The 9,645-nt window shown below is 71.9% G+C and carries 7 protein-coding genes; all 7 read right to left on the bottom strand.

Annotated features, from left to right (window positions below):
* Positions 1-656, bottom strand: a 656-nt coding sequence (locus tag AC1DUQ_RS11000) for an NAD(P)-binding protein (RefSeq protein WP_477073789.1), incomplete at its 3' end; no start/stop codon positions are given.
* Positions 649-5,214, bottom strand: coding sequence for a glutamate synthase large subunit (gltB, locus tag AC1DUQ_RS10995; protein ID WP_477073788.1), 4,566 nt, complete (start codon positions 5,212-5,214; stop codon positions 649-651). The genes gltB and AC1DUQ_RS11000, both read right to left, overlap by 8 nt.
* Before the next feature lie 150 nt (positions 5,215-5,364).
* Positions 5,365-6,246 carry a prolipoprotein diacylglyceryl transferase gene (gene lgt, locus AC1DUQ_RS10990; RefSeq protein ID WP_477062878.1) on the bottom strand — a complete coding sequence of 294 codons (882 nt, stop codon included), beginning with the start codon at positions 6,244-6,246 and terminating at the stop codon, positions 5,365-5,367.
* The gene (gene trpA / locus AC1DUQ_RS10985) at positions 6,243-7,052 is read right to left on the bottom strand and encodes a tryptophan synthase subunit alpha (RefSeq protein WP_477062877.1); all 810 of its coding nucleotides are present in this window, start codon (positions 7,050-7,052) and stop codon (positions 6,243-6,245) included. Before trpA ends, lgt begins: the two co-directional genes overlap by 4 nt.
* On the bottom strand, positions 7,049-8,326 hold the full coding sequence (trpB, locus tag AC1DUQ_RS10980) for a tryptophan synthase subunit beta (RefSeq protein ID WP_477062901.1): 1,278 nt from the start codon (positions 8,324-8,326) through the stop codon (positions 7,049-7,051). The genes trpA and trpB overlap by 4 nt, the downstream gene beginning before the upstream one ends.
* 35 nt (positions 8,327-8,361) lie before the next feature.
* Positions 8,362-9,174 (bottom strand): indole-3-glycerol phosphate synthase TrpC, encoded by an 813-nt coding sequence (trpC, locus tag AC1DUQ_RS10975; protein WP_056094097.1) that lies wholly within the window; start codon positions 9,172-9,174, stop codon positions 8,362-8,364.
* Positions 9,175-9,310: 136 nt separating this feature from the next.
* The coding region (locus AC1DUQ_RS10970; protein WP_477073787.1) for a DUF2752 domain-containing protein at positions 9,311-9,645 on the bottom strand (335 nt) is incomplete at its 5' end.

The following is a 9,645-nucleotide window of genomic DNA, read 5'->3' as shown; positions in this document are numbered from 1 at the left end:
ACCTCGACGCCCGGGCGGAACCGCGTGCCCTCGGCCTCCATCTGCGCCAGCCGGCGGTCGATGTGGATCTTCTCCAGCTTGAAGTCGGGCACGCCGTAGCGCAGCAGACCGCCGATGGCGTCGTCACGCTCGTACACCGCGACGGTGTGGCCCGCCCGCGTCAGCTGCTGCGCGGCGGCCATCCCGGCCGGGCCGGAGCCGACCACAGCGACCGTGTGCCCGGTGAGGCGCTGCGGCACCTGCGGCGTCACGTACCCGCGCTCGAAGGCCTCGTCGATGATCGAGACCTCGATGTTCTTGATGGTCACCGGCGGCTGGTTGATGCCCAGCACACAGCTGGACTCGCACGGCGCCGGGCAGATGCGTCCCGTGAACTCCGGGAAGTTGTTGGTCGCGTGCAGGCGGTCGATCGCGTCCGACCACTGACCGCGCCACACCAGGTCGTTCCACTCCGGGATGAGGTTCCCGAGCGGGCAGCCGTTGTGGCAGAACGGGATGCCGCAGTCCATGCAGCGGCCCGCCTGCTCCTTCAGGTACGGCTGACCGTCCTGGAGGTGCTCGTGCACGTCCTTCCAGTCGCGCAGACGCACCTCGACGGGGCGGTTGGGCGGGAGCTCACGGTCCCGCACCTTCAGGAAGCCGCGGGGGTCAGCCACGGGCCACCTCCAGGATCTGGTCCCACACCCCGGGCGCGGCCGGGTCGAGACCGTCGGCCTCGGCCTGGGCGAGCGCGCGGCGGACGCGGGCGTACTCGGTGGGCAGCAGGCGCGTGAACCGTGCCCGCGTGGACGGGAGGTCCTCGAGGAGCTGGGCGGCCACGGGCGACCCGGTCTCGTCGAGGTGCGCGCGCAGGAGCCGCTCGACGACGCCTGCGTCCTCGTCGTCCAGCGGGTCGAGCGCGAGCTCCTTGGTGCGCCGGGCGTCGGTGTTGACCAGGTCCGGCTCGAGGTCCAGCACGTAGGCCGTGCCGCCGGACATCCCGGCGCCGAAGTTCCGGCCGGTCCGGCCGAGGACGAGCACCGTGCCGCCGGTCATGTACTCGCAGCCGTGGTCGCCCACACCCTCGACGACCAAGGTCGCGCCGGAGTTGCGGACGCCGAAGCGCTCCCCGACCAGCCCGCGCAGGAAGATCTGCCCGGTGGTCGCGCCGTAGCCGATGACGTTCCCGGCCACCACGTTGTGCTCGCTGGACAGGGCGGCGTTGCGGTCCGGGCGCACGACGATCCGACCGCCCGACAGCCCCTTGCCGACGTAGTCGTTGGCGTCGCCGAACAGCCGCAGCGTGATGCCGCGCGGCAGGAACGCGCCGAACGACTGGCCGGCCGAGCCTGTGAGCGTGACGTCGATCGTGTCGTCGGGCAGGCCCTCGCCGCCGAAGCGCTTGGTCACCTCATGCCCGAGCATCGTGCCGACCGTCCGGTTGACGTTGCGCACCGGCAGGTCGATGCGGACCGGCTCGCTGCGCTCGAGGGCGTCCTGCGCGAGCGCGATCAGCCGGTTGTCCAGGGCACGGTCGAGGCCGTGGTCCTGGTCCTTGGTGCGGTGCAGCTCCGAGCCCGCGACGGGGGTCGGGACGGCGAGGACCGGGGCCAGGTCGAGGCCGGACGCCTTCCAGTGGTCGATCGCGGCACGCGTGTCCAGCAGCTCGACGTGGCCGACCGCCTCGAGCAGCGTGCGGAAGCCCAGCTGGGCGAGCAGCGCCCGGACCTCCTGCGCGATGAACTCCATGAACGTGACGACGAACTCCGGCTTGCCGGTGAACCGCGCACGCAGCTCCGGGTTCTGCGTGGCGACGCCCACCGGGCAGGTGTCGAGGTGACAGACGCGCATCATGATGCAGCCCGACACGACCAGCGGCGCCGTGGCGAAGCCGAACTCCTCGGCCCCGAGCAGCGCGCCGATGACGACGTCGCGACCGGTCTTCAGCTGGCCGTCCACCTGGACGACGACGCGGTCGCGCAGGTTGTTCAGCACCAGCGTCTGCTGGGTCTCGGCCAGGCCGATCTCCCACGGCGTGCCGGCGTGCTTGAGCGACGTGAGCGGGCTCGCGCCCGTGCCGCCGTCGTGGCCCGAGATGAGCACCACGTCGGAGTGCGCCTTGGCGACACCCGCGGCGATGGTCCCGACGCCGAACTCGCTGACGAGCTTGGTGTGGATCCGGGCCCGCGGGTTCGCGTTCTTGGCGTCGTGGATCAGCTGCGCCAGGTCCTCGATCGAGTAGATGTCGTGGTGCGGCGGCGGCGAGATGAGCCCGACACCGGGCGTCGAGTGCCGGGTCCGCCCGATCCACGGGTACACCTTGTTGCCGGGCAGCTGACCGCCCTCGCCGGGCTTGGCGCCCTGGGCGAGCTTGATCTGGATGTCGTCGGCGTTGGTCAGGTACTCGCTGGTCACGCCGAACCGCCCCGAGGCGATCTGCTTGATCGCGGAGCGGCGTGCAGGGTCGTGCAGGCGCTCCGGGTCCTCGCCGCCCTCACCTGTGTTCGACTTCCCGCCGATGCTGTTCATGGCGATCGCGAGGGTCTCGTGCGCCTCCATGGAGATCGACCCGTACGACATGGCGCCCGTGTTGAACCGCTTGACGATCTCGCTGACCGGCTCGACCTCGTCCAGCGGCACGGGCTCGCGCACGCCGTCCTTGAAGGCCAGCAGCCCGCGCAGGGTCATCAGGCGCGACGACTGCTCGTCCACCCGGTTGGTGTACTGCTGGAACACGTCGAACTGCCGCGTCCGCGTCGAGTGCTGCAGGCGGAACACCGTCTCGGGGTCGAACAGGTGGTCCTCGCCGTCACGGCGCCACTGGTACTCGCCGCCGACGGCGAGCCGCAGGTGCGCCTGCCGGTTGCCGCTCGCCGGGTAGGCGTCGGCGTGCCGCGCGGCGACCTCGGCCGCGATGACGTCCAGGCCGATGCCCCCGAGGCGGCTGGTGGTCCCGGTGAAGTACTTGTCGACCAGCGGCTGCGACAGCCCGATGGCCTCGAACACCTGCGCACCGCGGTAGGACGCGATGGTCGAGATGCCCATCTTGGACATGACCTTGAGCACGCCCTTGCCGAGCGCCTTGATCAGGTTGGCGACCGCCTTCTCCGGCGCGACCCCGGGCAGGTAGCCGTGACGGGCCAGGTCCTCGACGGTCTCCATCGCCAGGTACGGGTTGACCGCCGCGGCGCCGTAGCCGATGAGCAGGGCCACGTGGTGCACCTCGCGCACGTCACCGGCCTCGACGACGAGCGAGATCTGCGTACGGGTGTGCCGGCGCAGCGTGTGGWGGTGCACGGCGGACAACAGGAGCAGCGACGGGATGGGTGCCAGGTCGGCGTCGGAGTTCCGGTCCGAGAGCACCAGGAAGCTCACGCCGTCGGCCACCGCGGCGTCGACCTCGGCGAAGATCTCCTCGAGGCGCGCCTCGAGCGCCTCTCCCCCGCCGCTGACCTTGTACAGGCCGCGGATCAAGGTCGCCCGGTAGCCGAGCGCCGGCTCCTTGGCCACGTGCACGATCTTGGCCAGCTGGTCGTTGTCGATCACCGGGAACGGCAGGATCAGCTTGCGGGCGTGCCCGGGGCCGTCCTCCAGCAAGTTGGGCTCGGGGCCGATGGCTCCGCCGATCGCTGTCACCAGTTCCTCGCGGATGGCGTCCAGCGGCGGGTTGGTCACCTGCGCGAACATCTGCGTGAAGTAGTCGAAGAGCATCCGGGGTCGCGTCGACAGCACCGCGACCGGCGTGTCCGACCCCATCGCGCCCAGCGGCTCCGCGCCCGCGGCGGCCATGGGGCTGAGCAGGATCTTCAGCTCCTCCTCGGTGTACCCGAAGGCGCGCTGGCGGCGGCGGACCGAGGCGGCCGAGTGCGCGACGTGCTCGCGCTCGGGCAGCTGCTGCAGGAAGACGGAGTTGTCGCGGACCCACTCGGCGTAGGGACGCTGCGCGGCCAGGGACGACTTGATCTCCTGGTCGTCGATGATCCGGCCCTTGCCGGTGTCCACCAGGAACATGCGACCCGGCTCGAGCCGGCCCTTGGCGACGATCGTCGCGGGGTCGATGTCGAGCACGCCGRCCTCGGASGCSCACACGACSAGSCCGTCCTCGGTCACCCAGTACCGGCCGGGGCGCAGCCCGTTGCGGTCCTGCACCGAGCCGATGAGGGTGCCGTCGGTGAACGTGATCGCCGCCGGACCGTCCCAGGGCTCCATCAGCGTCGAGTGGTACTCGTAGAACGCGCGTCGAGCGGGGTCCATCTGGGCGTGGTTCTCCCACGCCTCCGGGATCATCATCATCACCGCGTGCGGCAACGTCCGGCCGGACAGGTGCAGCAGCTCGAGCACCTCGTCGAAGCTGCCCGAGTCCGAGCCGCCGGGCGTACAGACCGGCAGCAGCGGCGCCAGGTCACCCAGCTCCTCGCTGGCGAGCGTGCCCTCGCGGGCCGCCATCCAGTTGCGGTTGCCGCGGACGGTGTTGATCTCGCCGTTGTGGGCGATCATCCGGAACGGCTGCGCGAGGGGCCACGACGGGAACGTGTTGGTGGAGAAGCGCGAGTGCACCAGGGCGATCTCGGAGGCGTACCGCGGGTCGGACAGGTCCGCGAAGAACGGCTCCAGCTGACCGGTGGTGAGCATGCCCTTGTAGGCGATGGTGCGGGCGGACAGCGACGCGAAGTACAGGCCGTGCTCCCGCTCCGCCCGCTTGCGCAGCCGGTACGCGCGGCGGTCCAGGGCGATCCCCGAGAGCTCGCGCGACGGGTCCGCGACCACCAGCTGGCGGAACACGGGCATGGAGGCGCGCGCGGTCGGACCGACGAGGTCCGCCGTCACCACGACCTCGCGCCACGCGAGCACGTCGAGCTTCTCCTCGGCGGCGATCGACTCCAGGGCCGCGACGGCCAGCCGCTGCTCGGTCTCGTCGACCGGAAGGAACGCCATGCCGATCGCGTAGAACCCCGCCGGCGGGAGCTCCGCGTCCACCACGTCGCGCAAGAACGCGTCCGGGATCTGGGTGAGGATGCCCGCGCCGTCGCCGCTGTCCTCCTCGGCACCCACCGCGCCGCGGTGGTCAAGGTTGAGCAGGGCAGTCAGGCCCGCGTCGACGATGTCTCGTCCGGGCGTCCCGCGCAGGGTGGCGACGAACGCGAATCCGCACGCGTCGTGCTCGGCTGCAGGGTCGTAGAGACCCTGCGGCAGCGGCGCGCGCTGTGCGCCAGGGCTCGCGGGCGACGTCGACATCTGCACCGTCCTCACGGTCCCCGACGGGGTCGGGGAATTGCACGAACAAGGGGAACGCGGGACGTCGTCGGCCCAGGTCTGGTGACCATACAGCGCAGTCCGCGGACCGCCTGCATCGTCGTGCGGAGCGGGGCGACCGGGACCCGCGGGTCAGCGGGCGGGATCGGTCGCGATCTCCTCGTCGTCCTGCACGGTCGGGGGTGCCAGCAGGAGGGTCGTGTCACGTCCTGGGTGCCGGCGCCCGACCACCACGAACGCTACCAGCGCTCCGAGACCGACGATGATCGACGTCCAGACATTGATCCGCAGCCCGAGGACGAGCTCGGCCGGGTCGATGCGCAGCAGCTCGATCCAGAGCCGCCCCGTGGTGTAGATCACGACGTAGAGCCAGAAGACGCGTCCGTAACCGAGCCGGAACTTGCGGTCCAGCCAGATCAGGAGAGCGGCACCCGCCAGGTTCCAGACCATCTCGTACAGGAACGTCGGGTGGTACAGCGTGCCCGCGGGGTCCCCGACCGGCATGTTCGCCGGGTCGATGCGCAGGCCCCACGGCAGCGTGGTCGGACCGCCGAAGAGCTCCTGGTTGAACCAGTTGCCGAGCCGGCCGATCGCCTGCGCCACGAGCAGGCCCGGAGCGAGCGCGTCGGCCCAGGGGGCGAGCCGCACGCCCTGGCGACGCGCGCCGATCCAGGCGCCGACGCCGCCGAAGGCCACGGCCCCCCAGATCCCGAGACCGCCCTCCCAGATGTACAGGGCACGGATCGGCTCCCCGCCGACGCCGAAGTACGCGTCCGGCGAGGTGATGACGTGGTAGATCCGCCCGCCGACGATGCCGAACGGCACGGCCCAGAACGCGATCTCCAGGGTGGTGTCCGGGTCGCCGCCCCGCTCGATCCAGCGACGCCGGGTCATCCAGAGCGCGGCGACGATCCCGAGCAGGATGGCGAACGCGTAGGCGCGCAGCGGGAAGGGGCCGAGGTGCCACGTGCCCTGCGACGGGCTCGGGATGGCGAGCGGCAGCAGCGCGGTCATCGTGCGGACCTCACTCCGTCGGCGAGGGCCGACGTGACCCGGGCGAGCTCGTCGAGACCCGCGGCCTCGTCGGGCGCGTCCAGTAGGGCGCGCACCAGGGCCGAGCCGACGATGACCCCGTCGGCGTACCCGGCGACCTCGGCAGCCTGCTCCGGACGGGACACGCCGAGGCCGACGCACACGTGCTCGGCACCGGCGGCGCGGGTGTCCGCGACCAGCTGCTCGGCGCGGTTGCCCAGCGTCGTGCGCTCCCCCGTCACGCCCATGGTCGAGGCGGCGTAGACGAAGCCACGGGACGCCGCGGCGGTCGAGGCCAGGCGCTCGGGCGTCGAGCTGGGCGCCACGAGGAACACCCGGTCGAGCCCGTGCGCGTCCGAGGCGGCGATCCAGTCGGCGGCCTCGTCGGGGATGAGGTCCGGCGTGATCAGACCGGCCCCGCCTGCCGCGGCGAGGTCCCGCGCGAACGCGTCCACCCCGTACCGCAGGACAAGGTTCCAGTAGGTCATGACCAGCACGGGAGCACCGCGGCCGGCCACCTGCTCGACGGCGCGGATGGTGTCGCCGACGCGCGTACCGCCGGCCAGCGCCGCGTCGACCGCGCGCTGGATGACCGGACCGTCCATGACCGGGTCGCTGTACGGCACGCCGAGCTCGACGATGTCCACGCCCGCGTCGATCATCGTCCGGACCGCAGCTACCGATCCGTCCACCGACGGGTACCCGACGGGCAGGTACCCGATCAGCGCCGCGCGCCCGAGGGCGTCGAGGTGCTCGGCGACCTGCGACCGGACGGCGACGGCGCTCACAGCTGCTCCCCTTGGTCGGCCAGCACCACGGGCTCGTCCTCGAGAAGGTCGAACCATGCCGCGGCGGTGGCCACGTCCTTGTCCCCACGTCCCGAGAGGTTGATCAGGAGCACGGGCTCGTGGCCGTCGTCGCCGGTCCAGCCGGACAGCTCCTCGCCCAGCTGGATCGCTCCGGCCAGGGCGTGCGCCGACTCGATGGCCGGGATGATGCCCTCGGTCCGGCACAGGATCCGGAACGCCTCCATGGCCTCGTCGTCCGTCACCGGCCGGTAGTCGGCGCGCCCGATGTCATGCAGCCAGGCGTGCTCGGGTCCGACGCTCGGGTAGTCCAGGCCTGCCGACACCGAGTGGCTGGGCAGGGTCTGTCCGTCCTCGTCCTGCAACAGGTACGACTTGGCGCCGTGCAGCACGCCGGGCTGTCCGCCCGAGAACCGTGCGGCGTGCCGGCCCGAGGAGATCCCCGCGCCGCCCGCCTCGAAGCCGAAGAGCCGGACACCCGGGTCGTCGAGGAACGCGTTGAAGATGCCCATCGCGTTCGAGCCGCCACCGACGCACGCGGCGACGGCGTCGGGCAGCCGCCCTATCTCCTCGAGGAGCTGGGCCCTGGCCTCCTCGCCGATGATCTTGTGGAAGTCGCGCACCATCTCCGGGAACGGGTGCGGCCCCGTGACGGTACCGAGCAGGTAGTGCGTCGTCTCGACGTTGGCCACCCAGTCGCGCAGGGCCTCGTTGATCGCGTCCTTGAGCGTCCGCGTGCCGATGGACACCGGGATGACCTCGGCGCCCAGCAGCCGCATGCGGGCCACGTTCAGGGCCTGCCGGCGGGTGTCCTCCTCGCCCATGTAGACGACGCACTCGAGGTCGAGCAGCGCGGCCGCCGTCGCCGTCGCGACGCCGTGCTGGCCTGCGCCGGTCTCCGCGATCACGCGCGTCTTGCCCATGCGCTTGACCAGCAGGGCCTGCCCGAGCACGTTGTTGATCTTGTGCGAGCCGGTGTGGTTGAGGTCCTCGCGCTTGAGGAACACCCGCACGCCGGGTGCCACGTGCTGGGCGAACCGCGGCACCTCGGTGAGCGGGCTCGGCCGACCCGTGTACGTGCGGTGCAGACGGGCGAGCTCGCGGCCGAACGCCGGATCCGTCAACGCCTTGTGGTACTCCGTGTCCAGCTCGTCCAGCGCCGCGATGAGCGCCTCGGGCACGAACCGGCCCCCGAACTCACCGAAGTACGGTCCCGCGTGGGTGGACAGCGGACCGCTGGCCGTGGCCTCGAGCAGCTTGTCCGACAGCGGGCCGACGGTCGACCGACCGGTCACTGCCGCACCGCCCGCAGAGACGGGTGCGCACCCGCGGCCACGAGGTCGGCGACCGACTCGCGCGGGGCGTCGTCCGTGACCAGCGCCTCGCCGACGAGCACCGCGTCGGCACCGGCGCGGGCGTAGTCCATGACGTCGTGCGGGCCGCGGACCCCGGACTCGGCGATCTTCACGATGTGCGACGGGATGGCAGGGGCGACGCGCGCGAACGTGGTGCGGTCCACCTCGAGCGAGCGCAGGTCGCGGGCGTTCACGCCGATCACGCGCGCACCGGCGTCGGCGGCCCGGGAGACCTCCTCGGCGTCGTGCACCTCGACCAGCGCGGTCATGCCCAGGGAGTGCACCCGCTCCACCAGCGACTCGAGCACGGTCTGCTCGAGCGCGGCGACGATGAGCAGCACGAGGTCGGCGCCGTGCGCGCGCGCCTCCCACACCTGGTACGGCGTGACGATGAAGTCCTTGCGCAGGACAGGGATGTCCACCCGGGCGCGGACCGCGTCCAGGTCGGCCAGCGAGCCGTGGAACCGGCGCTCCTCGGTGAGCACCGAGATGACGGCGGCGCCGCCCTTCTCGTACTCGGCGGCCAGGGCCGCCGGGTCCTTGATGGTCGCTAGTGCGCCCTTGCTGGGGCTGGACCGCTTGACCTCGGCGATCACCCGGACCGCGTCCTCCGCACGCAGGCGACCCACGCACTCGATCGCCGACTCGCGGCGGCGCGCCCGCTCCTTGACCGTCGCGAGCGGCGTGGCCTGCTCCCGGACGGCGAGGTCCTGCCTGACTCCCGCGACGATGTCGTCCAGCACGGTCATCGACAACTCACCTTCTCCCCCGGTCGATTCCGGACCACTCTGCTCGCTGCCGAGCACCGCTGTGGCCCTGCGCCTCATCGTAGGGCGGTCCGCGAGTGACCCCGACCACAGGCCGCGTACTGGACACCCCGGTCCGTCAGGGCGCCAGCCACGGCGCGAGCACCGGCACGTTGCGCAGCACCCCGAACACGACGATCACCGCCAGGAACGCCCACGCGGCCCGTGCGGGTGCCGGCCGTACCGCGCGTCCCTGGGCGCGGAGCACCACCAGGCGACCCCAGAGCGCGATCACCACCGGGACGGCGAGCACCCAGAGCGGGTTCATCGACCACGCCGCCGCCAGGTCCCCGTGCGCCAGGTCGTGGGTCGCACGAAGTCCACCGCACGCGGGGCACCACAGCCCGGTGAGCGTGTACAGCGGGCACACGCCGTAGCTGCCGGTCGCGTGCGGGTCCCGCACGGGTCCCGCAC

Source organism: Cellulomonas sp. P4_B5_2 (assembly GCF_056402235.1).
The sequence above is the reverse complement of the archived record's forward strand: the minus strand, read 5'-3'. Positions and strand labels throughout refer to the sequence as shown.

Excerpts from the sequence above, each read along its gene's own strand:
- lgt (WP_477062878.1), bottom strand. The coding sequence starts at position 6,246 with ATGACCGCGCTGCTGCCGCTCGCCATCCCGAGCCCGTCGCAGGGCACG.
- trpC (WP_056094097.1), bottom strand. The coding sequence starts at position 9,174 with ATGACCGTGCTGGACGACATCGTCGCGGGAGTCAGGCAGGACCTCGCC.